The organism is Anaerosoma tenue, from assembly GCF_023161965.1.
Classification (GTDB): Bacteria; Actinomycetota; Coriobacteriia; order Anaerosomatales; family Anaerosomataceae; genus Anaerosoma; species Anaerosoma tenue.
In genome coordinates, this window is sequence record NZ_JALNTY010000002.1 from 266914 (window position 1) to 287446 (window position 20533).

Annotated in this window: 21 protein-coding genes; 5 read left to right on the forward strand and 16 right to left on the reverse strand. The window is 66.8% G+C overall.

All coding sequences use genetic code 11. The annotated features are described in order from the left end of the window. Positions 1–12: 12 nt before the first annotated feature. A complete protein-coding gene (hisG, locus tag MSB02_RS06285) occupies positions 13–885 on the reverse strand; it encodes an ATP phosphoribosyltransferase (protein ID WP_267194382.1) in 873 nt (290 codons plus the stop codon). Positions 886–1091: 206 nt separating this feature from the next. Between hisG and MSB02_RS06290 the strand changes: the two genes are divergently transcribed. Continuing rightward, on the forward strand, positions 1092–1319 hold the full coding sequence (locus MSB02_RS06290) for a hypothetical protein (protein WP_267194383.1): 228 nt from the start codon (positions 1092–1094) through the stop codon (positions 1317–1319). Beyond that, complete coding sequence (locus tag MSB02_RS06295) at positions 1319–2146, forward strand: hypothetical protein (RefSeq protein WP_267194384.1); 828 nt, start codon at positions 1319–1321, stop codon at positions 2144–2146. The genes MSB02_RS06290 and MSB02_RS06295 overlap by 1 nt, the downstream gene beginning before the upstream one ends. A 40-nt stretch (positions 2147–2186) precedes the next feature. Here MSB02_RS06295 and rsgA read toward each other — a convergent pair whose 3' ends face one another. The 6 genes from rsgA to MSB02_RS06325 form a co-directional block, all read right to left on the reverse strand. After that, positions 2187–3266 (reverse strand): ribosome small subunit-dependent GTPase A, encoded by a 1080-nt coding sequence (gene rsgA, locus MSB02_RS06300; RefSeq protein ID WP_267194385.1) that lies wholly within the window; start codon positions 3264–3266, stop codon positions 2187–2189. Continuing rightward, positions 3263–4720: a PAS domain-containing sensor histidine kinase gene (locus tag MSB02_RS06305; protein WP_267194386.1), complete on the reverse strand. Its 1458-nt coding sequence runs from the start codon at positions 4718–4720 to the stop codon at positions 3263–3265. Before MSB02_RS06305 ends, rsgA begins: the two co-directional genes overlap by 4 nt. After that, positions 4717–5001: a hypothetical protein gene (locus tag MSB02_RS06310; RefSeq protein ID WP_267194387.1), complete on the reverse strand. Its 285-nt coding sequence runs from the start codon at positions 4999–5001 to the stop codon at positions 4717–4719. The genes MSB02_RS06305 and MSB02_RS06310 overlap by 4 nt, the downstream gene beginning before the upstream one ends. Before the next feature lie 3 nt (positions 5002–5004). Next, positions 5005–5409, reverse strand: a complete 405-nt coding sequence (gene msrB, locus MSB02_RS06315; RefSeq protein WP_267194388.1) for a peptide-methionine (R)-S-oxide reductase MsrB — start codon at positions 5407–5409, stop codon at positions 5005–5007. Next, positions 5406–5780 (reverse strand): peptide-methionine (S)-S-oxide reductase, encoded by a 375-nt coding sequence (locus tag MSB02_RS06320; RefSeq protein ID WP_407653151.1) that lies wholly within the window; start codon positions 5778–5780, stop codon positions 5406–5408. Before MSB02_RS06320 ends, msrB begins: the two co-directional genes overlap by 4 nt. Before the next feature lie 198 nt (positions 5781–5978). Then, positions 5979–7211 (reverse strand): ornithine cyclodeaminase, nickel-pincer nucleotide-dependent, encoded by a 1233-nt coding sequence (locus MSB02_RS06325; protein WP_267194389.1) that lies wholly within the window; start codon positions 7209–7211, stop codon positions 5979–5981. A gap of 143 nt (positions 7212–7354) precedes the next feature. Between MSB02_RS06325 and MSB02_RS06330 the strand changes: the two genes are divergently transcribed. Continuing rightward, the gene (locus tag MSB02_RS06330; RefSeq protein ID WP_267194390.1) at positions 7355–7846 is read left to right on the forward strand and encodes a DUF427 domain-containing protein; all 492 of its coding nucleotides are present in this window, start codon (positions 7355–7357) and stop codon (positions 7844–7846) included. A 22-nt stretch (positions 7847–7868) separates the two neighbouring features. On the opposite strand, the gene MSB02_RS06335 is transcribed toward MSB02_RS06330, so the two are convergent. From MSB02_RS06335 to MSB02_RS06360, 6 genes are all read right to left on the reverse strand, one after another. Continuing rightward, positions 7869–8309 carry a hypothetical protein gene (locus tag MSB02_RS06335; protein ID WP_267194391.1) on the reverse strand — a complete coding sequence of 147 codons (441 nt, stop codon included), beginning with the start codon at positions 8307–8309 and terminating at the stop codon, positions 7869–7871. Then, positions 8302–8766: a 5-(carboxyamino)imidazole ribonucleotide mutase gene (gene purE / locus MSB02_RS06340; protein ID WP_267194392.1), complete on the reverse strand. Its 465-nt coding sequence runs from the start codon at positions 8764–8766 to the stop codon at positions 8302–8304. Before purE ends, MSB02_RS06335 begins: the two co-directional genes overlap by 8 nt. A 17-nt stretch (positions 8767–8783) precedes the next feature. Then, positions 8784–10103 carry a coproporphyrinogen III oxidase family protein gene (locus MSB02_RS06345; RefSeq protein ID WP_267194393.1) on the reverse strand — a complete coding sequence of 440 codons (1320 nt, stop codon included), beginning with the start codon at positions 10101–10103 and terminating at the stop codon, positions 8784–8786. After that, a complete protein-coding gene (gene purD / locus MSB02_RS06350; protein ID WP_267194394.1) occupies positions 10103–11383 on the reverse strand; it encodes a phosphoribosylamine--glycine ligase in 1281 nt (426 codons plus the stop codon). Before purD ends, MSB02_RS06345 begins: the two co-directional genes overlap by 1 nt. Before the next feature lie 75 nt (positions 11384–11458). Beyond that, complete coding sequence (locus tag MSB02_RS06355) at positions 11459–12748, reverse strand: adenylosuccinate synthase (RefSeq protein WP_267194395.1); 1290 nt, start codon at positions 12746–12748, stop codon at positions 11459–11461. A 141-nt stretch (positions 12749–12889) separates the two neighbouring features. Beyond that, entirely contained in the window at positions 12890–13225 is a 336-nt protein-coding gene (locus MSB02_RS06360; RefSeq protein WP_267194396.1) for a hypothetical protein, read from the reverse strand. A 142-nt stretch (positions 13226–13367) separates the two neighbouring features. Between MSB02_RS06360 and MSB02_RS06365 the strand changes: the two genes are divergently transcribed. Then, positions 13368–14048 (forward strand): GerMN domain-containing protein, encoded by a 681-nt coding sequence (locus MSB02_RS06365; protein ID WP_267194397.1) that lies wholly within the window; start codon positions 13368–13370, stop codon positions 14046–14048. 7 nt (positions 14049–14055) lie between these two features. On the opposite strand, the gene MSB02_RS06370 is transcribed toward MSB02_RS06365, so the two are convergent. Then, positions 14056–15099 carry an arsenic resistance protein gene (locus MSB02_RS06370; RefSeq protein ID WP_267194398.1) on the reverse strand — a complete coding sequence of 348 codons (1044 nt, stop codon included), beginning with the start codon at positions 15097–15099 and terminating at the stop codon, positions 14056–14058. Positions 15100–15293: 194 nt separating this feature from the next. On the opposite strand from MSB02_RS06370, the gene MSB02_RS06375 reads away from it, so the two are divergent. After that, the gene (locus tag MSB02_RS06375; RefSeq protein ID WP_267194399.1) at positions 15294–17741 is read left to right on the forward strand and encodes a cell wall-binding repeat-containing protein; all 2448 of its coding nucleotides are present in this window, start codon (positions 15294–15296) and stop codon (positions 17739–17741) included. Between the two features lie 5 nt (positions 17742–17746). Here MSB02_RS06375 and MSB02_RS06380 read toward each other — a convergent pair whose 3' ends face one another. Together MSB02_RS06380 and dnaB are read right to left on the reverse strand one after the other, a co-directional pair. After that, the gene (locus tag MSB02_RS06380; RefSeq protein ID WP_267194400.1) at positions 17747–19129 is read right to left on the reverse strand and encodes an NAD(P)/FAD-dependent oxidoreductase; all 1383 of its coding nucleotides are present in this window, start codon (positions 19127–19129) and stop codon (positions 17747–17749) included. Between the two features lie 28 nt (positions 19130–19157). Next, a complete protein-coding gene (gene dnaB, locus MSB02_RS06385; protein ID WP_267194401.1) occupies positions 19158–20516 on the reverse strand; it encodes a replicative DNA helicase in 1359 nt (452 codons plus the stop codon). Positions 20517–20533 lie beyond the last annotated feature (17 nt).

Here is a 20533-nt window from a genome sequence, read left to right on the forward strand (position 1 = left end):
GCCTCGCGACGGTCAGCGCACGATCTTGGTGATCGGCACTTCGAGTATATCCTCGGCGCCCGCCGACTTGAGGCGCGGGATGAGGATGTTCACGGTCGCCTTGTCGGCCACGGTGGTGATCTCGTAGTCGCTGGATCCGTACAGCCGGTTCACTGTGGGCCGCTTCATCGCGGGCAACTGCGCGATCACCTCGTCCATGCGGTCCTCGGCAACGTTCATGGACAGCAGCACGCGGCCGCGCGCCTCGATCACTCCGAGCAGCAGCGTACGCACCTCTTCGATCGCCTGCCGCTTCTCGGGGTCCTCCCACGCCGACCGGCTTGCGAGAAGCCGGGTGGTCGACTCGAGGATGACCTCGACGATACGAAGTCCGTTCTGCCTGAGGGTCGAGCCGGTCTCCGTGAGGTCCACGAGCGCGTCCATCAACTCGGGGACCTTCGCCTCGGTGGCCCCGTAGCTGAACTGCACATCGACCGGGATGCCCAGGCGCTCGAAGAACGCGCGTGTCACGTTGGGGAACTCGGTGGTGATCCTGCTCCCCGGCGGTATGTCCGCGGCGGTGCCCACCGGCGAATCATCGCAGACCGCGAGCACCATCTTCACCACACCCGCGCCGGTCTTCGCGTAGGGCAGCTCGGCGACCTCCACGACGTCGGCGCCGGTCTCGGTAACCCAGTCGTGCCCCGAGATGCCGAGGTCGAAGTGCCCGTCGGCCACGTAGATGGGTATCTCCTGAGGCCGCAGCACCTTCACCCGGGTGATGCGCGGGTCGTCGATCGTGGGGTTGTACGCCCTGCTGGACTTGCGTACCGGCAGGTCCGCTTCCGCGAACAGCAGCAGCGTCTGGTCTTCCAGGCTCCCCTTGGGCAGCGCGATCGACAGCATGGTCTCTCCTCGGACGTCGGGCCGTTCAAACACTGTATCACGCCGCTGTGATGGAGTGACCGGGGCACGAACACGCTTGACAGGGGGTGGCCCCAAGCCGACACTCGCTTTGGTCGTGCCAGCGGGAGCCGTGTGGTCGGGGGGCTGCAGCTTGTCTGCCGTCCGATCATCGGCTGCCGGAACTGACATCGAGAACGGGGGGATCGATGGCGACACTACGAGAGCGTGTCATCGCGGCGCTCAGTCCGTACGTGGGACCCATGGTGGCCGACACGTGCGTGAGAGGGACAGCCCTCTCCATCGGAAAGACAGCGGACGAGCTCACCAACGAGGACCTGCCGGCACTGGAGTCAAGCATGCGCCGGCTACTCGGCCCAGTGGCGCCGGCAACCGTCATCGACGACCTGCTTCAGCAGCTGGAAAGGGGGAACTGATGGCTTCTCCCGCACGCAAGAGCAGCGTCATCGCTCCGGCCACCTACATCGGCGCGGGCGTGCTGATCGCCCTGGCAGCCGTGTACTCGTTCCTTAGCGTCCTGATGTATGACGACGCACTCAGCGACGCCGCGTATGCGGCATCCTACTGGTTCGGAACCCTTCTGCAGGTGCTCTTTGCGGTGATCATCATCACCGTCGCAGTACGCATCGGCACCAGGCAGAGCGTAGGGAAGCAGTGGCTCCTCATCGGTCTGGGTGTCGCCTCGTTCGCCGCAGGCGACATCATCTGGACGATTATCGAGCTCCACCTGGGCAAGGACCCGTACCCCAGTCTGGCCGACCCGTTCTACGTGCTGCAGTACGGCTTGTTCCTCGCGGCCGTGGTCCTCGCCATACGCTCCTACCGGCAGCTCACGCCGATCCGCACGCCGGTCATCATCGCGGGTATCGTCACGCTCCTGGCGGGAGCAGCGGTGTACGCGGGACTGCTCGCGCCGTACATCTTCCCGGCAGGGACGGCCGAGCTCGGCTTCTGGGGATTGGTGGTAAGCACCCTCTATCCGCTGGGCGACGTGTTCTTCATGTTCGGGCCCGCACTCGCGCTCGCACTCGTGATCAGACAGCTTGGCGCCGGCCGTCTGGGATGGCCATGGTGGGTGGTCGCGCTCGGCGCGTTCGTGTTCGCGGTCACCGATGCGGGCTACTCATACGCCGACTGGGCGGGCATCGGACTGACATCCACGCTCGAGATGGGATGGATCGCCGCCAACCTGATCTTCGCGATCGCGGCTCTCGTAGCCCGGGACGTCTACCGCGTACGATAGCCTGACGCAGACGACGCGCATCGCCGACACGGGCGCCGGATCACCGGTGCCCGTGTCCTTGTTTGTAGTAGTTCTTGATGGCTCTCGCCTGCACCTTGTCCTCGCGCTTCTTCTCCTGACGGGAGCGGACATCGATCTCGGCGTTGACGTGGGCGATCTCCGCCTGGAGCTCCCGGAAGCTCGTCAACCTCCGTGAGGGCAGATCCCCCCGCTCCACGGCGTCGCGCACGGCGCACCCCGGCTCGTCCTCATGCCGGCAGTCGCGGAACCGGCAGTCCGCGGCGAACTCCTCGATGTCCGAGAAGGCCTGGGCGAGCCCCTCGGCGGAATCCCACATCCCGACAGCCCGCAGACCGGGCGTATCGATCACCAGACCGCCACCGGGAAGCGGGATGAGCTCCCGGGATACGGTCGTGTGGCGGCCCCGGCCGTCCGAGAGCCTCACGTCGCGCGTCGCCCGGATGTCCTCCCCCGCAAGCGCATTCACCAACGTAGACTTCCCGGAGCCCGACGGTCCGATGAGCGCGATCGTCCCACCTCCCACGAGGTACTCCTGCAGTTCATCGATACCGTCATGATCCACCGTGCTGGTGACATGCACATCCGCGCCGGGCGCCACCCCCTCGACCGCCGCCCGTGCCGCCCCGGCGTCGGATGAGAGATCCGCCTTCGTGAGGACCACAACGGGCTGCGCACCGCTGTCCCACACGAGCGCGAGCTCCCGCTCGATGCGCGAGAGGTTAGGCGCGTCGGCCAGCGGGTGTGTCACGAGCACCGTGTCCACGTTGGCCGCGAGCACCTGCACCCGGGCCGATCTGCCCGGGTCGCGTCGCATGATGGCCGTCATGCGCTCGAGCACGACCTCCACGAGCGGCTCCGACTCATCACCGCCGAGCAGCACCCAGTCGCCCACTACCGGGAGAGCACCGTCATCGGCGCTCTTGATGAGTCGCGTGGACGGACGCGCGGCCACAAGCGTCTCCCCGGTAGCCACGAACGCCATGCCTCGGTCTGAACGTACGACGCGCCCGAGCCTCATGTGCGACGGATGCACCGCGGCGAGCGCGGTCACGGCCGGCGTGAGGCCGAATGCGTGCAGATCGGGATGTGCCGTGCTCATGAGCTCCCGCCCGCCGGATCCTCATCGTGCGGTTCAGCGTCGAGCGGCACGTGGATGGAGAATCTCGATCCTTGCCCCACAGCGCTCTCGAGCGTGATCTCATAGCCAAGCAGGTGGCACAGCTCGCGACAGATGGCCAGGCCGAGACCGGTCCCATGGGCGGTCCCGCCAAGATCCACCTGCTCGAACGGCTCGAAGATACGCTTCTGGTCCTCGGGTGCGATGCCCACACCGGTGTCCGCAACGCGGACCGTCGCGCCATCGGAGCCCCCGCTGACCGAGACCGTGACGGTGCCGCCCGGATCGGTGAACTTGATCGCGTTGGTGACGAGGTTGCGCACGACCTGGCCGAGCTTGTCGGCATCCGTGGTGACCAGAAGACCCTCATCACACACGCAATCGAGCCCGATGAACCGCTCGGCAGCGATCACATCCATAGGAGCGACGACCTTCCGCACTGTAGTGCCGAGGTCGACGGATGCAAGCGTGATCCCACTGCGGCCCGACTCGATCCGCGCGAGGTCGAGCGCGTTGTCCACGAGCCCGAGCAGCTGCTGCCCCGACTGGCGCACGAAGTCGAGCTGCCTCCGCTGCTCCTGGTTCAGGGCGCCGGGCAGCCCTTGGAGCAGCACATCAGTGAAGCCCAGGATTGAGTTCAGGGGGGTGCGGAGCTCGTGGCTCATGTTGGCCAGCATGCGCTGGTTCGAGATGTTCGCGCGCTGGAGCTGGCGGTTCGCTTCGAGCAGCTCGCCCGTGCGACGATCCACCTGCTGCTCCAGCTCCCACCGGTATCGCTCGAGCTCCCGCTCAGCGGCGACCCGATCGGTGATGTCCTGGAATACCACCACCGCGCGCGCCGCTCCGTCGACCGGATCGCCGAGCGGCGTAGCGCTGACCGCGTACCAGGCGCCCTCGGGCGCAGCGAATCCCCTGTAGCGGATCCCGCGAACAGGAGCGGACGCCACGATCGCGGTCAGGTCGGCGGCCACCGCCTCAGGGGCCTGCACGGGGAACGACGGGGCCGGCAGGCCCAGCACGTGCCGCGCCTCATCGTTGGCGAACGACACCGTGCCGCCTGTCTCGGCCACCACTATGCCGGCGGGAGTGGTCTCCACGACGCTCATCAGCAACTCATGCTCCCTGCGCATCTCGCGCTCGGCGGCCTCCGCCATCCGCAGCTGCTCCGCACTCGATCTGCTGTACAGGAGGTACGCGACGAGCGGCACGAACAGGACCTCGGCATAATCCTCGTACTCGTCCAGCACCTGGGTGATGCCCGCGTGTTCGAGCACGTTCGAGAGACTGACGAAGATGAGCAGTCCGAGGCCTATGAGCAGCGGGTACTTGAGTCCGCGGCTGATGCCGTCGTCCCGGGGCGGAGTCGCCGCCAGCAGGACGAACGCCGCGGCGAGGAACACGAGCGCCGTCGCGTCGAACAGGGCGACCGTGCTCATCGCTGCTCCGCGACGCGTGCCCGTGCCGACCTGAACATGCTCAGCGTCCCGCCGAAGAACAGGGCGCCCATCACGGCGTGAGACAGGTGCTCGGCCATGTTGAGCGCCTCAGGAGCGATGAAGCCCTCCAGAACGGTGAACACGTATCCCAGGGCGACTACCAGGTACCCGCCGATGAACCACCGCTTGCCCGGGATGTGGATCGCCCTGACGTTCGCCACCATGATCGGCGTGAGGAAGACGACCATCAGCAGGTCGACGATCTCGCTCTCCTGATACACGGCCTATCCCTCGTCCCGGTTCAAGTCGAGCGCCAGGGAGTTCATGCAGTACCTGAGACCGGTGGGTTCGGGGCCGTCTTCGAACACGTGGCCCAGGTGCGAGCCGCACCTCGCACAGCGGATCTCCGTACGGGTCATACCGTGGCTCGTGTCGGGCAGTTCCTCCACGGCGTCGTCCGAGACAGGGCGGTAGAAGCTCGGCCAGCCGCATCCTGAGTGGTACTTCGTCTCCGACCGGAACAGCGGATTGCCGCAGGCCCCACAGCGATACACGCCCTCGTCGGCCGTGTCCACGTACTCGCCGCTGAACGGGGGCTCGGTGCCCGACTCCCGCAGCACGCGGTACTGATCGGGCGACAGGACGGCCCGCCACTCGCCTTCGTTCCGCTCAAGCTCGTACCGCTTCATACCGCCGCTCTCCGGGACGTGATCGCACACAGGCCGGCAAGCCCGCGCTTCTTGTAGTACTTCTGATGATACTTCTCGGCGAGGTGGAACGGGCCGATCGGCTGGATACGCGTGTGCACGGGACCCAGCCCGGACTCCACGGCGGAGAGCGACGATTCGGCCGCAGCCCTCTCTTCGTCGTCGGCGTAGAAGATGACGGACGCGTACTGCCGCGGCGGCGGAGAGCCGGTGGGCCGATGCTGTGCCCAGAACTCCGCGACGAGGTCGCTGTAGCCGATCACAGCAGGGTCGTAGTCGATCTGCACGCACTCGCTGTGATCGCCCATGGAACGATACGTGGGATCCGGCGTCGTTCCGCCCGCGTATCCCACACGCGTTGCGAGAACGCCGTCAAGACGCTCGAACCGGGCGTCGGGCTCCCAGAATCAACCCAGCGCGAACGTTGCGGTGGCGCGTCCGACGGCGTCACGGTGTCTCATCCCGCACTCCTCTCGCCGTCGGTCATGCAAGCAACATCCGCGCCGGAGCGGCTGGGTCAGCGACGACTCCGCCTGCGGCCGCTCCGCCTGCTATCGCTCCAGATGCGGCCGCTCCACCTCGTCGGCAAGCATCTCGAGGAAGAGGCCCACATCTGTGACGATGCCTATGGTCTGGAAGCTACCCCTATCGGCAAGCTTGGTCACCACGGCGGGGTTGATGTCCACGCACACCGTGGTGACGCGCGCCGGGAGCATGTTCCCCGTGGCGATCGAATGCAGCATCGTCGAGAGCATCACACAAGCGCCGGCCTCCTGGCAGTGGGCGCGCATCACGCGCTGCGCCTCGAGGACGTCGGTGATCACGTCGGGCAGCGGTCCGTCGTCACGGATCGATCCGGCCAGCACGTAGGGAGTCCCTGTCTCCACGAGGGTGTGCATGAGGCCGGTGGTGAGCACGCCCTGCTCCACCGCGCCGCGGATCCCCCCACACCCGCGGATGGTGTTGATAGCGCGCAGGTGGTGCTCGTGGCCTCCGGCGGCGGGACGTCCGGCGTCCATGGTGATGCCCAGCGAGGTCCCGTAGAGCGCCGACTCGATGTCGTGCGTGGCAACGGCGTTGCCGCCGAACATCACCGAGACGTAGCCGCTCTTCGCCAGACGGGCGAGATGCTCGGCGGCCCCGGTGTGCACCACCGCAGGGCCCACCACGAAGATGATCTTCTCGCCGCGCGCTCGCACCTTACGAAGCATGTGCGCCACGTCGCGGATGACGAGCGCCTTCGGCTTCTCCGATGAGACCTCGGAGTTCATGAACTCGAACTCCTGCTTCTCCCTGGGACGCTCGACAGGCCGCACACGCACGCCGGTATGGCCGAGCACGACATGCTCGCCTTCGCGCACGTCAGCCATCGCCACGGTACGGGCTGCTCCGTCGGCCACGACGATGCCGAGGTCCATCTCCGTGCCCGCCACTCCCGTCCAGCGTCCGGCGATACGAACGGCCGTCTCGAGATTCGTGGTCGCGTAGAAGCCCTGCGGGAAGACCCCGTCTGCGGGGGCCGGGGCGGTGCGCACGTCGTCAGCGTCGACCGGTTCGGCCCCGAGCTGCCCGATCTCGCCGAGGATCGCGTCCAACTGTGCCGCATCGGCAGCGCGCACCCGCAAGACCGCGATCGACGGGTCGACGTTCGTCCTGCCCACGTCGAACGACAAGGTCTCGAATTCGCCGTCGAGGGCGACGATGTCGTCCATGATGCGTGACATGATCCCCGAGTCGATGAGATGACCGGTGATCCTGACGTCCTCGTACGGGCCATGCGGCATGATGCGGACCTCCAACGTAGGGACCGAGACATGGTGATTATGGTGCATCCGAACCGATGCTGCACTTCGCGCTCGTGAGCACGGCTCCCCACGGGCCTGAAGGGGTACGAACTACGTGTATTCACGAACGAAGGATGCCTACGATGCACTCATACAGGACCCGGCCACGCCCCGACCAGGAATCGGCCTGGGAGTATCCACGTCCGCCGCTCGTACAGAAAGCGCCGCATCGCGTGCAGGTCGTATTCGGCGGCGAGACGATCGCCAGCTCGACCAATGCGCTACGAGTGCTCGAGACCGGCCACGCGCCCGCGTACTACATACCGCTCGAGGACGTCCGCCCGGGGGTGCTGGCCCCCAGCCCGCGTCTCAGCTACTGCGAGTTCAAGGGCGAGGCCCGGTACTTCCACGTCACGGCGGGCGGACAGCGGGCTGATGAGGCTGCATGGGCGTATGCGCGCCCTGCCGACGGCTACGACGTGCTTGCGGGACACGTGGCCTTCTTCCCCGGCCTGATGGACCGCTGCCTCGTGGGCCACGAGGTCGCCTCTGCCCAGCCGGGCAGGTTCCACGGCGGCTGGGTCACCAGCGACGTGGTGGGTCCTTTCATCGGCGAAGCCGGAACAGACAGCTGATAGCCGCTGCGGTCCGAGGACCTCAGGCCGTACGGCGCTCCGAGCGCCGCCGGGCGAGCGTCACGCCGGCCTCCGCCGCCGCGATCGTGAGCACCAGCATCGCCGCGAAGTTGTAGCCGCCGAACGCATCGGCGAGGCCCCCGGTGTCTCCCGCGAGTTCGAAGAACCGCGCCTGCCCCGCAGCCAGCGTAAGGGGCACGAACAGGCCGAACGCCACGTGAGGCAGACCGGACGGGACCGACGTCCCTGCCAGCAGCGAGATCACGAACGCCCCGATGACAGCGACGACGTCGATCCCTATGAGCACCGTAAGCGCATCGCCTTGTTGGATCGAGGCGCCATCGGCGAACGACAGCGCCATGTCGTAGGCCGCCTCCCCCAGCGGACCGCCCACCGCCGCGAAGCCGAGGAAGACCGCCACGATCACCAGGATGAAGGGGACGATGGCCCCCAGCCTACGCATCGGCGAGCGCCGCCTTGTACGCCACGATCCGATCGCGATACTCGGGTTCGGACACGCCAAGCACCTGGGTCGCAAGGATGGCGGCGTTCTTCGCCCCGTTGATGGCGACGCACGCCACCGGTACACCGGTGGGCATCTGGACCATCGAGAGCAGCGAGTCGAGCCCGCCGAGGTCCGAAGTCTTCATCGGCACCGTGATGACCGGCAGCGGCGTGTAGGCAGCCACCACGCCGCCGAGATGCGCCGCCTTGCCGGCAGCCGCCACGATCACCCGCATGCCCCGATCGGCCGCACCAGCCGCCCAGTCGTGCACCTTGGCCGGCTGCCGATGCGCGGACGCGATGAGGAGCTCGTACGGGACCCCGAACTCCTCGAGCTGCGAAGCGCATCCCTGCATCACGTCGAGGTCGCTCTTGGATCCCATGATGATGCCCACAAGCGGCGTCTTCTCGGCCATGTCTGCCTCCCTGTATCCTACTCGCACCCGTCCGGCGCACCACATCCGCCGGACCCGTCGCCGAACAACAGCTCGCGCTCGTCCGGTGCCAGCGCCTTGCGAGCGGCGTCTCGCAGGTCGTTCAGTTGTGCGAACATCGTACGCTGCATCACCACCGCCAGGTAGCGGCCCTTCTCGGTGAGCGTCAACTCCTCCGTGTCGTCGGTGGCGAAGCCGCCGAACACGCGGAAGAACAGCATCTCCAGCGGCAGTCCGCGCTCGACGCTCACACCGAAGTCTCGCTCGAACGCCTTCTTGTCCAGCCTGAGCCCGAAGAGCGACATGAGGAACCGATAGCGCATGCGGTTCTTCAGACTGCTCGAGGCGCTGCCTACCGCCACGGGCATGGTGCCGCGCTCGATGGTCGCCGAGTAGTCGCGCAGCGAGAACGTGGTGAGGTAGATGTCACCGCGCAGGTAGCTGAACGCGCCGCTGCCGATGCCCACGTACTCCTCGTAGTCCACGATGTACTCGTCGATCATGCCGCCGCCGATCCGCGAGAACGTCCACGCGGTGGAGAGCTCGAAGGTGTCGGCGAGCTGGTCGACGAGCATCTTGTAAAACCGCGCCTCGCGGTCGTAGTCGACCATGCCCACGGTCCTCTTGAGGCTGGCCTCAACCGAACGCGACGCCATGAGCGGGTAGAAGGTCGTCTGGTTGCAGCGGCTCGCCTTGACCATCTCCACGTCGCGCCGGAGGATCTCCTCGGTCTGGCTCGGGAAGTTGAAGATCATATCCACGTTGAGCGAGTGGAAGAAGCCCTCCAGCGACTGCAGGCGCTCCAGTATCTCGGCGCCGGAGCCGTACTTGTCGTAGCGATCCATCTCCTTGAGCAGACCGTCATCGAAGCTCTGCACGCCCACACTCATCCGCTGCACACGGTCCTTAAGCGGATCGAGTATCTCCGGGATGAGGTGGTTGGGATTCGTCTCGGTCGAGACCTCGAGAGTGCCGAACAGCTCACGTGCCAGGTCGATCGTCTCGCAGAGCTCGTCCACAAGGATCGTGGGGGTGCCACCACCGATGTACAGCGAGTCGAACGCATAGCCGAGGTCAGCAACCATGCGCATCTGCTGGCGCAGGCTCTTGAAGTACTTCCGCGCCGGATCCTCGGAGAACGGGAAGCGGTTGAAGCTGCAGTACGGGCAGAGCCGCTCACAGAACGGCACGTGCGCATAGAGCAGGTACTGCTTGCCAGCCTCCGGGCCCGGGAGCGATGGGACCGGGCGGGGCGTCTTGGCGAAGTACCCGCCCTGGGTGACGCTGACCGCGCGGGACAGCAGGCGCTCGGCAAGCATCAGGCCTCGCCCCGTGCGCGGATCGCCTTGAGGCCGATGTCCGTCCGGAAGTGCATGTCCTCGAAGGAGATCGCGTCGACGGCCCGGTAGGCCCGATCGCGCGCCTCGATGAACGTGGGCGCTACGGCGGTGACGTTGAGCACCCGGCCGCCCGAGGTGACCGGCCGGCCGCCCGCGTCCATCGCGGTGCCGGCATGGTACACCGTGACGCCCTCGATCTCCCCGGCCTCCTCGAGCCCGCGGATGGGCTTCCCTTTGGGGTAGGTGCCGGGGTAGCCGCCGGATGCGAGAACAACGGACAGCGCGACTTCGTCTCGCCAGGCGAGCTCGACCTCGGAGAGACGACCTTCGGTCACCGCCATCATCACGTCGAGGAGGTCGGTCTCGAGCAACGGCAGGATCACCTGCGTCTCGGGGTCCCCGAAGCGCACGTTGAACTCAAGCACCTTGGGGCCGTCGGCCGTGAGGATGAATCCGCCATAAAGCACGCCCTGGTAGACGACGCCCTCGCTCTTGAGTGCCGCCACGGTCTTCTCGAGGATCGACGTCATCGCGGCGTACGCGGCCTCGTCCACAACGGGAACGGGCGCGTAGACGCCCATACCGCCGGTGTTGGGCCCCTTGTCATCGTCGTACGCACGCTTGTGGTCCTGCACCGGGATCATCGGCAGCACGGTGTCCCCGTCGGTGAATGCGAGAAGCGAGCACTCGGGCCCTTCGAGATACTCCTCGATCACCACGAGGTCGCCCGCCGGGCCGAAGTGGCCGTCCAGCGACTGGCGCACCGCACCGAGTGCGTCGGAGACCGTCTCGGCCACCGTGACGCCCTTTCCCGCCGCGAGCCCGTCGGCCTTGACGACCACCGGCGCTCCGACCTCATCAAGGTACTCTTTCGCCTCTTCGTTCGTCTGCACGAGGCGATACCGTCCGGTGGGGATGCCGTGACGCTCCATCAGCTCCTTGGCATACGCCTTCGAGCCCTCCAGATGCGCACCGGCGGCTTTCGGGCCGAACACGGGCACTCCGTCGGCAGCAAGGATGTCGGCCGTGCCGACTACGAGTGGAGCTTCCGGGCCCACGATGACGAAGTCGATGGCGTTGCGCTCCACCCACTCGGCAACGTAGACCGGGTCGTCCTCCGGGATCGAGACGTTCGTACCGAGTGCGGCGGTGCCGCCGTTGCCCGGCGAACAGAAGATCTCAGGCGCGTGGTGTGACCGAGAGAGCGCGGTTACGATCGCATGTTCGCGACCGCCACCGCCGAGAACGAGAACACGCATGGCTACTACCCCCGAGCGATCAGGTTCGAATGGTGAACCCGATTGTAGCGGAAGAGAGAGCGCCGGCGAGCAGCTCTACGGCCGTGACGGCCATCGCCGCATGATCGTCTGCTCACGGCTCGGGCCCACGGCGATCATCGCCACCGGGACCTCGGCGAGATCCTCCAGGAACGTGATGTAGTCCTGCGCAGCCTTGGGCAGTTCCTCGAATGTGCGGCAGTGGGTGATGTCGGTCTTCCACCCGGGGAGCTCCTCGTAGATCGGGCGTGCGTGGTGGAAGACGGTCTGGTGCGCCGGTAGGTCGTTGTAGCGGCTTCCCTCGTACTCGTACGCCACACAGACCTTGATCCGGTCGAGGTGGGACAGCACGTCGAGCTTGGTGATCACCAGATCGGTAAGGCCGTTGATCTGCACGGCGAACCGTGCGATGAGGCCGTCGAACCAACCGGCCCTGCGCTCACGACCGGTGGTCGTGCCGTACTCGGCGCCGACCTCGATGAGCGAGCGGCCCACTTCATCCGAGAGTTCCGTGGGGAAGGGACCCGAGCCTACCCGGGTGATGTAGGCCTTGGCGATGCCGAGCACGCGATCGATGCGCTTGGGACCCACGCCCACGCCGGTGCATGCCCCGCCCGCCGTAGGCGAGCTCGATGTCACGAAGGGGTACGTGCCGTGATCGAGGTCGAGGAGCGCGCCCTGCGCTCCCTCGAACAGCACCCACTGGTCGGCGTCGAGGGCGCGGTTGATGAGCGCGCTCGTCTCGGCGATGTGCGGCTTGATGCGCTCCGCGTACGCCAGGTACTCGTCGGCGATCTGGTCGACGGTGTACGTCGGCAGGCCGTAGACCTTCTCGAGGATGTCGTTCTTCTCATGGAGCGCCGCTTCGACCTTCTTGCGGAAGATGTGCTCGTCCACGAGGTCCTGCACGCGCAGGCCGAGACGTGAGGCCTTGTCCATGTACGCCGGGCCGATCCCGCGTCGTGTGGTGCCGATCTCCTGGGAACCCAGCCGACGCTCACTGGCCCCGTCGAGATCGCGATGGTACGGCATGATGAGGTGCGCGTTGCAGCTGATCAGCAGCCGGTGGGTGGAGATCTCGTCCGCCTCGAGACGATCCATCTCCTCGAGCAGCACCTTCGGGTCGATCACGCAGCCGTTGCCGATCACCGGTGTGATATGCGGATACATCACGCCGCTCGGGATGAGATGCAGCTTCAGGGTCTTCCCGGCATGCATGACCGTATGTCCGGCGTTGTTGCCTCCCTGGAAGCGGACGACATAGTCGAAGTCGTCGGCGATCAGGTCGGTGATCTTACCTTTTCCCTCGTCGCCCCACTGGGCGCCGACCAGGACGATACCCGCCATGCGATGAGCTCCTCGGTGTGTTCGGCCCCGCGGACCCTCGCCGCCGCTCCCGGGCCGGGCGCGCCGCCGAGCCAGGCGACGCACGCGCACGCCCCGCAGCCGGGACGCGGTGGTTAGTATGATTGACCGAGGCGGTTCGCGCTAGTCGAGAGCGCGCCGCAGCAGGTCGTCGGCCTCGGCATTGCACGCCTGGCAGCCGGTGTAGGGATCCGTGAGCGGACCCCCGTGCGCCGAGCACGACGCGCGCACCTGTACCCGGGGGCGCCTCCGCAGCAGGCCGCGCGCGATGGAGATCTTGATCACAAGCCGTGCGCTCCCGTTGGCCTTCAGGATGCCGGGTACCGCGCACCCGGCACACACATCCGGTCGCCACTCGGCGGATCCGGGCTGTCTGGCGGCTCGACACTCCTGGAGCGCGGCGCCGCGCGCGAAGTCCTCGTAGTAGAGGGCGCACTCGGCGCCTGCGGGATTCTTCACGTGTACCTCCATGACGATATCCGGGTGTAGCGGAACGTTTTGCACGGCCCGACCGTCATTGAGATAGTAACGCGCTACGGGGAATGTACGTCCATGCGGGGCCAGGCAGCATGCCGGACCGCGGACACAAGGAGGGATCCACATGCGCTCCCTACGCTGGATCAGCATCGCCGTCGTCATCGCGATGGCCCTGTCGCTGCCGATGCTCGCGGGGTGCTCGGATGATGCCGACACCGACACCACCCCGCCGGCCACGAACGGGGACTCCCCTGCCGATGACCAGGACGGCACGCCTGTCGATGATGGCTCTACGGAGCCCGATGAGGCGCCGGCTGACGACGGGGCGTCCGGAGAGGACAGCGGCAACGACGAAGCGGACACACCCGAGACGCTGACCGTGCGGTTGTACTGGGTCTCCGCAGGTGAGAACGCGCTCGGCATCGAGCGGACGCTGCCGTACACGAAGGCCATCGGCACAGCCGCGATCGAGGCCTTGCTCGACGGTCCCACCGACGCAGAGCAGGGCACCTGGCCGGCGATCAGCAGTGCGATCCCCGAGGGGACCCAGCTCCTCGGGCTCACCATCGACGACGGGATCGCGAAGATCGACCTCTCCGAGGAGTTCGAGTCGGGTGGCGGAACGTTCGGCGTGACCGCGCGGCTCGCCCAGGTCGTGTACACGCTCGACCAGTTCCCCACGGTGGATGCTGTGGAGTTCTACATCGAGGGCACCAAGGTCACCGTGTTCTCGAGCGAGGGCGTCATGCTCTACGGCCCGCAGACGCTCGACGACTACGACCAGCTGCTCCCGATCGACGCCTAGCCCCCCATCAGGCGGCCGGAGCCTTCGCGTGCCCCGTACCAGCGGGTGCGGGCGAGGGCTCCGCGCCCGATGGTCCGAAGACACGGTCGGTCGCCTTCACGTACCACGCGGCCGACTGCACCTGGACTATGTAGGCGGTAGCCAGCACCAGCGCGGCCTCCGAGCCGAACGCGGTCATGGCGATGCCGAGGGCGATGGACAGGTTTCGCATCACGGTGCCGTACACGACGGCGATGGCGTCGCCCCGGCCGAGCAGTGCACGACCCACGACGGTGGAGAGCGCGAAGTTGACCGCGTAGAAGACCGCGAGCGGCACCAGGATGCGCACCACGAGAGCGGGGTCGCTCACGATCATCCGGGCCTTGAGCGCGATAGCGATGAACACGATGGCGATCACGCCCACCGTCGAGAGTCCGGGGAAGACCGGCGCGATACGGGTCTTGTACCGCTGCGCGCCGAACCTTCGGGTGAGCACGCTGCGGGTGAGAAGGCCGGCGACGAGCGGTATGCCCACCACGAACACGACGGTACGCAGCACGCCCATGAAGTCCACCTCGACCACCGCTCCGGCCAGGCCGAGCAGGTAGACGGGCGCCAGGAGCGAGGCGGCGATGAGCCCGATGACCGTCATCTTCACGGCCGCAGCCACATTACCGCCGGCGAACCCCGTCCAGCTGATCGTCATGCCGCTCGTAGGGAACAGCCCCGCGAGGACCATGCCCACGAACAGCCCCGGTTCGTCCCGGAAGAACAGCGTTGCGAGCAGCCACGCCATGGCCGGCAGGGCGACGAAGTCGAGAAGCATGGCAAGACCGATGGCTCGGCCGTCCTTGAGGTCGAGCGCCTCGCGGATGCGGAAGTTCACGAGCATCGGGTAGACCATGAGCATCGTCATGGGAAGCACAAGCGCCTGGAGCGCGCTGGCGTCGAAGAGGAGCCCCGCAGCAAGCCCAGCAAGCATCGAGACCGGGATCAGGATCACGAGGCGCTTGGAGAGCGACCCAAGGCTTCGGACGAACGGATGAAGCGGGGCCGTCGACACATCGGACACGGATGAACACCTCCACAGCAGAGCCTTTATACCCTGGGGGGTATTCTTGTGCCGAGGGTGCGGTTGTGTCAAGTGCGGGGCACGATCGGGCTGATGGGCACTGGCCGGGAATCCGGCCGGCAGGATACCAGGACTCCATAACGAAGACCTCTCAGGGGTGCGATCCGCGTCCTCACTCTGCGAGGGGATTCCTGATGAAGTACAGCTCTCTTGGCCGTGCCGTGTGTCTCATGGTCGTCGCATCACTCATGGCGAGCGGCGCCGCATCCGTCCTGATGCCGATGGAGAGCGCGGCGGCAGTCGCCGCGCCGCATCGCGCCGGCACGCTCCGGGAGGCGATCGGTGGCGACGCGGCCGAAGGCCCGGCGACACTGCCCGACCAGACGAGTCAGGCGCAGGTCCTCGCCGGCATTACAGCCGGCGAGGCCGACGCTGATGCGGTCGATGCGCAGGTTGCGGCCAGCGGGCTGTCGGCCCAGGGCGTCGCTCCCCTTGCGACCGATCTCATCGTCACTCGCATAATGGGCGCCAATCGCTTCGCAACAGTCGCGGAGGCCGTGGACCGCTCATTCTCCTCCGCGGAGGTCGCCGTCATCGTCAGCGGCGAACAGACCTACGATTGCGGGTTCGCCTCGGGGCTCGCCGGCGTGTTCGACGCGCCCGTCCTCGCCACGACGTCATCCCTGCTCCCCGCCGACACCCGCAACGCTCTCGTCGACCTGGGGGTCACCAAAGTCTTCCTGATCGGAGACACGTCGGTGATCGGCAGCCCGGTGCAGACGGCCATCGAGGACCTCGGCATCGCAACGGAGCGTATAGGCGGCGCCACAGCGACGGCGCGCGCGGCCAATGTGGCGCAACGGATGAAGGCCGAACTCGGCGCCGCGATGCCCGACTCGGTGATCGTGGTGGACGAGTGGAGGGGCGCGGTCCTGGCCGGCCCGATCTCGTGGGCCCGCCATATCCCCATACTGATCGTCGACAACGTGAGCGCCGGTGACTGTTCCGTGCCCCCCGAGACCGCATCGATGCTCGACTCTCTGGACGTGTCCGAGATACTCGTGCTGTGGTCCGGGCGGCTCTCGGAACTCGACGCGATCCACTCGGGACTGTCCGAGTGGGTGTTTCCCGCCGTCATCGCTCACGAGGATCCGGGTGTGTTGTCGGTGCGCTTTGCCGAGGCGTGCGCCTACCGTGGATGGATCGGCTCCTGGAGTCTTGCAGGGATCATCAACGGAGACGCCACGGGCCCCTACGAAGCACTTGGAGCGGGTGCCGCACTCGGCGCCCAGGGGGCTCCTGCGCTGTTCACCCGGCCCGAACGCCTCTCCTACGTGGTCGACCGCTTCCTGTACGACTCAGCTGCACATCTCACCGACGTCTGGTTGTTCGGCGGGCTCACAGCGCTCGCGCCGACCATCGACGCCGCCGCCGCGGATCAGTCGGAGCCCGTCCCCCCGCTCCCGCCCGGAGCACACGCGGTGCCGGGCAACCGGCTCGTACTCGTGATGTGCGAAGAGACGACAGACGTCGTCGACGCGGAGTACCGGTTCTGGCGCGCATCGTCGCAGTTCGGCACGTACGCACCGATGATCTCAAGCGACGATCCCTTCTGGTGGGACACCCCGCTCGCGAACGGTACGACGTACTGGTACAAGGTATCCGTGGTCGATGCTGCCCGAGGGATCGAGGGGCCGATGTCCCCGCCCCTGTCCGCGCAGCCGGTGCCTGCCACGCCGCAGCGCGTATCGGGCACGGATCGCTACCAGACCGCAATCGCCATCTCCCGGTACAACTTCACCGAGACCGGGAGCGCGGTCATCGCCACCGGAGCCGACTACCCAGACGCACTCGCCGCCTCAGGGCTATGCGGACTCTACGACGCTCCGCTCCTTCTCACGCCAGCCAACAGCCTACCCCCCGGACTCCTCGGCGAACTGGAGCGTCTCGGGGTCTGGCGGGTCTTTCTGGCCGGTGGCACGAGCGTTATCTCAACATCGGTCGAGAACGCACTTCGCTCGGCGGGCTACTCGGTCACACGCTTCGCCGGCAAGAACCGCTACGACACCGCAGCGCTGATCGCCCGCCATGTCCTGGCTCGGAACGGGTCGCCCGAGGTGTTCGTTGTGCGAGGAGACGACTTCGCTGACGCGCTGGCCGTCTCACCCTGGGCGTACTGGTACCAGGTACCGGTTCTCCTTGTGCAGCCTGACGCGATACCCCCGGAGACCTCGAGCGTGTTCTGGGACCGCCACATCGAATTCGCGGTGGTGGCAGGAGGCCCGAACGCCATCTTGGACCGCGTGGCGGCACGACTGATGGTGGACGAGGGTATCCGGATCTACGGATCGAACCGGTACACGACGGCCATCGCACTCGAGCAGATCCTCGGCGCGCCATACCGTCCGTACTTCGCGCTCGGCGTTGCCACAGGTACGAATTTCGCCGATGCGCTTGGCGGCGGAGTGGCCTGCGGATCGTGGGCGTCACCGTTGATACTGACGAGCCCATCCGGGCTCGTGCCGGAAGCGAGGACGCTCGTGGACTCCACTGAGCCCACCGTGCAGTTGGTGGAGGTCTACGGCGGCGCCGTGGCTCTCCCCGAGAGTATCGTCACAGAGGTGCGTAACCTGCTCAGATAGCGCGCTCAGAGCCTGGCCGCTACCGCCCTCGCCGCAACGAGTCCACTCGCGCCCGACTGCACGAGGCCTCTCGTCACGCCTGCGCCGTCGCCCACCGCGTAGAGTCCGGCGATACGTGTCTGCAGGTCGTTGTCGAGCTCCAGCCGCGACGAGTAGAACTTCACCTCGATCCCGTAGAGCAGCGTCCCGTCGGAGGCGACGCCTGGTGCGAGCGCGTCGAGCGACTCGATGAACTCGAGGATGTCGGTGAGGTGCCGGTACGGGAGGACGAACGACAGGTCCCCGGGTGTCGCGCTTCGAAGCGTGGGCTCGACGATGGACTGCGCCAGGCGCTTGGCCGTGGAACGTCGGCCAGCGCGCAGATCGCCCAGGCGCTGTACGAGGATCCCTTCGCCGAGCAGGTTCGCAAGACGGGCTATCGACGTCCCGTACGTGATGGGCTCCTGGAACGGGCGCGTGAAACTCTGGCTCACGAGGACCGCGAAGTTGGTGTTGCCGGTCCGCTTGTCCGCATACGAGTGACCGTTCACGGTGACGATATCGCCGTAGCTCTCCGTGGTCACTTCACCATAGGGGTTCATGCAGAACGTACGCACCTGGTCGCCGAAGCTACGCGAGTACTGGATGAGCTTGGCCTCATAGAGGTGGTCGGTCAGCGGCTCCATCACCGGAGCGGGCACCTCCACCCGCACGCCGATGTCCACCGCGTTGTTGGCAAGCGGGATGCCGAGGGAGCGGGCCTGTCCGGCGAGCCAGTCGGCCCCGTCGCGGCCGGGGGCCGCTATCACCACGCCGGCGCGGATGCTCGTGCCGTCGGTGAGCTCGACCCCCTCCACACGATCATCGCTCGCGACGATGCGCGCCACCTCGGTGCTCGTGCGTATCTCCACGCCCACCTCGGCGAGATGATCGTGCATCGCCTGCAGCACGTCGGGTGATCGGTCGCTGCCGATGTGCCTGATCCGCATGGGGACGAGGCGCATCCCCGCGAGCGTCGCGTCGTGGACGAGCCTCTCGGCGGTCGAGGGATCGGGGCCGTGGACCTGCGGTGTAGCGCCGAAACGCAACCAGATGGCGTCGCTGTCGTCCACCAGCCGTTCGAGACTGTCCAGGCCCACGTACTCGCCCAGCCACCCGCCCACATCGGTGGAGAGGGTGAGCTTGCCGTCCGAGAATGCTCCTGCGCCTCCCCAGCCGGTCATGATCGCGCAAGTGGGGCAGTTCACGCACGAGGTCTCACGGGCGGGACACGAACGCTGTGCGATCGGCTTGCCCCGCTCGAGCAGGAGTATCCGCAGATCAGGGTGTGCGTGGATGATCTCGATCGCCGCGAAGATGCCGGCGGGTCCCGCCCCCACGATGATCACATCGTATCGGTCGTCGCCCATGACGATCCCCCTCCTACCGGTCCCGTCTCTACGGTGTGCGCGCGAGCGGCATGAAACGCGTGATGCGCTCGAGGTACGCCAGCCTACAGCTGTCCACGGGTCCGTTACGGTGCTTCGCCACGATGATCTCGGCCTCGCCCTTGCCCGGACGGTTGCCTTCGGCCTCCGCTGTGGGATCGGTGTTGCGGTCGATGAACATCACCACGTCGGCGTCCTGCTCGATGGCGCCCGATTCACGCAGGTCGGACAGCTGCGGCCGCTTGGACGTGCGCTGCTCCACCGCACGGGACAGCTGCGACAGCGCAAGGATCGGGCAGTCGAGCTCCTTGGCGAGGATCTTGAGGCCGCGGGAGATCTCGGCTATCTCCACCTGACGGTTCTCTGAGCGTCTTCCATGCGGCTGCATCAGCTGCAGGTAGTCGAGCACGATCAGCTTCTGACCCTGGTCTCTCAGCAGGCGGCGCGCCTTCGCGCGCACTTCGAGTATGGAGATGGACGGCGTGTCGTCCACCCACAACGGGATCGACCCGAGGCGCCCCATGGCCTGCATGAGCGCGGGCCAGTCCTCGTCGGCGAGATAACCCGTCCGCAGCTTCTGGGAGTCGACCCGCGCCTCGGCACAGAGGATCCTCTGCACGAGCTGGGAGGCGGACATCTCGAGGCTGAAGATCGCTGTGGACGCACCCGCTTTGGCGGCGTTCACGGCGATGTTGAGCGCGAGTGCCGTCTTCCCCACCGAGGGGCGCGCGGCCAGGATGATCAGATCGCCCCGGTGCATGCCCGCAAGGATCTTGTCCAGGTCGGGGAAGCCGGTGGGCACGCCGGTGATATGCGACTTGTGATCGTAGAGGTGCTCGATCTCCTCGAAGCCCGTCTTCATCAGGTCGCCGAGCGGCTGGAACCGTGAAGTGACGCGCTTGTTCGTGACATCGAACACGGCCTTCTCGGCACGCTCTACCACTTCATCGATGTCGTCGGGGTTCTCGTACGACATCACCTGTATCGCTGTGCCGGCGCCGATCAGCTGGCGCAGGAGCGACGTGCGCTTGACGATGCGCGCGTAGTGCTCGGCATTGGCGGCCGACGGCACCGCACCGGCGAGGTCGAGCAGGTACGGCTTCCCGCCGGCTGCCTCCAGGTCTCCGTTCGACTCGAGACGCGCGGCCACGGTGATCTGGTCGACCGCTTCGCCGCGCTGGTGGAGGTCACGGATCGCGCCGAATATGCGCTGATGCTGAGGCCTGTAGAAGTCCTCCGCCGAGACGAGCGCCAGGCAGTTCTCCACCGCATCGACGGAAAGGAACATGGCGCCGAGCACTGACTGCTCGGCCTCGTTGTTGTGCGGTGGGACCCGCTCTCGCAGAGCCTGCACAGCGTCGTCGGCCATCGAGCACTCCTTATCGG

Excerpts from the sequence above, each read along its gene's own strand:
- MSB02_RS06295 (WP_267194384.1), top strand. The coding sequence starts at position 1,319 with ATGGCTTCTCCCGCACGCAAGAGCAGCGTCATCGCTCCGGCCACCTAC.
- MSB02_RS06365 (WP_267194397.1), top strand. The coding sequence starts at position 13,368 with ATGCGCTCCCTACGCTGGATCAGCATCGCCGTCGTCATCGCGATGGCC.
- MSB02_RS06290 (WP_267194383.1), top strand. The coding sequence starts at position 1,092 with ATGGCGACACTACGAGAGCGTGTCATCGCGGCGCTCAGTCCGTACGTG.
- purD (WP_267194394.1), bottom strand. The coding sequence starts at position 11,383 with ATGCGTGTTCTCGTTCTCGGCGGTGGCGGTCGCGAACATGCGATCGTA.
- MSB02_RS06375 (WP_267194399.1), top strand. The coding sequence starts at position 15,294 with ATGAAGTACAGCTCTCTTGGCCGTGCCGTGTGTCTCATGGTCGTCGCA.
- MSB02_RS06305 (WP_267194386.1), bottom strand. The coding sequence starts at position 4,720 with ATGAGCACGGTCGCCCTGTTCGACGCGACGGCGCTCGTGTTCCTCGCC.
- MSB02_RS06345 (WP_267194393.1), bottom strand. The coding sequence starts at position 10,103 with ATGCTTGCCGAGCGCCTGCTGTCCCGCGCGGTCAGCGTCACCCAGGGC.
- dnaB (WP_267194401.1), bottom strand. The coding sequence starts at position 20,516 with ATGGCCGACGACGCTGTGCAGGCTCTGCGAGAGCGGGTCCCACCGCAC.
- MSB02_RS06325 (WP_267194389.1), bottom strand. The coding sequence starts at position 7,211 with ATGCCGCATGGCCCGTACGAGGACGTCAGGATCACCGGTCATCTCATC.
- rsgA (WP_267194385.1), bottom strand. The coding sequence starts at position 3,266 with ATGAGCACGGCACATCCCGATCTGCACGCATTCGGCCTCACGCCGGCC.
- purE (WP_267194392.1), bottom strand. The coding sequence starts at position 8,766 with ATGGCCGAGAAGACGCCGCTTGTGGGCATCATCATGGGATCCAAGAGC.
- MSB02_RS06330 (WP_267194390.1), top strand. The coding sequence starts at position 7,355 with ATGCACTCATACAGGACCCGGCCACGCCCCGACCAGGAATCGGCCTGG.
- msrB (WP_267194388.1), bottom strand. The coding sequence starts at position 5,409 with ATGAAGCGGTACGAGCTTGAGCGGAACGAAGGCGAGTGGCGGGCCGTC.
- MSB02_RS06355 (WP_267194395.1), bottom strand. The coding sequence starts at position 12,748 with ATGGCGGGTATCGTCCTGGTCGGCGCCCAGTGGGGCGACGAGGGAAAA.
- hisG (WP_267194382.1), bottom strand. The coding sequence starts at position 885 with ATGCTGTCGATCGCGCTGCCCAAGGGGAGCCTGGAAGACCAGACGCTG.
- MSB02_RS06380 (WP_267194400.1), bottom strand. The coding sequence starts at position 19,129 with ATGGGCGACGACCGATACGATGTGATCATCGTGGGGGCGGGACCCGCC.
- MSB02_RS06335 (WP_267194391.1), bottom strand. The coding sequence starts at position 8,309 with ATGCGTAGGCTGGGGGCCATCGTCCCCTTCATCCTGGTGATCGTGGCG.